Below are 747 nucleotides of genomic sequence, written 5' to 3' on the forward strand. Positions count from 1 at the left end.
TTGCAGCCCTCTTACTCTTGTTACATTGGTAGCAAAGGGAGAAACAATCGTCAATCGTGTTTATCATCTTGATCGTGCATTTGAGAGATTAGAAGAAAAATTGGCTCGTTGTGGTGCAAAAATCCAACGCATCACAGTGTAAAGCTTTCAAAGATATGCTGAATGCTTTGCGCTGTGGTTGAGGGGGGGGCGATTGCTTGGGGGCGTTTTAACACAATGTTTGCTTGTTGGGAGGGGCTGGGCTTGGGGCGCTGGGCTTGGGGCGCTGGGCTTGGCTGGTGCATTTTTAATGGTTTACTCTCTTGCTTGTGGAATTTTGGAGCCGTATATTCTTGATGATTTTCTCAATAGTTCTTTCAAATCTCCACCTTTCAAGGGTATGGCTTTTGTGGCTGCTGTTTTCTTTTCGGAATGGTTTTTCTTTCGTGTAAAGTTTTGCTTCTCTCACTCTTGAGGAGGCTCGTGATTATTGTCTAAGTTTCGTTCATGGCTCTCATGACGCGGGGTGCATGACACGGGCTGAAGGAATCGCGCATATTACAGAGACGGTTTTCGAAGATCGTTTTATGCATGTTCAAGAACTCAATCGCTTGAGGGCGCAAATAAAGCTTGATGGGCGAGAGAGCAACGCATCTCATGGAACAGAGAATTTGCAAGGGGGGCTCCTGTTATGGCGACGGATTTGCGTGCTTGTTGTTTCTCTTGTGATTGCAGCCCTCTTACTCTTGTTACATTGGTAGCAAAGGG

1 protein-coding gene and 1 pseudogene are annotated in these 747 nt (G+C 46.1%); both read left to right on the top strand.

Translation table 11 applies throughout. The features are described 5' to 3' along the window. Positions 1-193: 193 nt before the first annotated feature. Positions 194-454 (top strand): hypothetical protein, encoded by a 261-nt coding sequence (locus ACFIL8_RS11660; protein WP_375681364.1) that lies wholly within the window; start codon positions 194-196, stop codon positions 452-454. A gap of 55 nt (positions 455-509) precedes the next feature. Continuing rightward, positions 510-719 (top strand): annotated as a pseudogene (locus tag ACFIL8_RS11665) (UDP-N-acetylglucosamine 1-carboxyvinyltransferase); the annotation flags it as partial. Between the last annotated feature and the right edge of the window lie 28 nt (positions 720-747).

This window comes from Bartonella sp. AP57NXGY (assembly GCF_042195805.1).
Lineage (GTDB): Bacteria > Pseudomonadota > Alphaproteobacteria > Rhizobiales > Rhizobiaceae > Bartonella.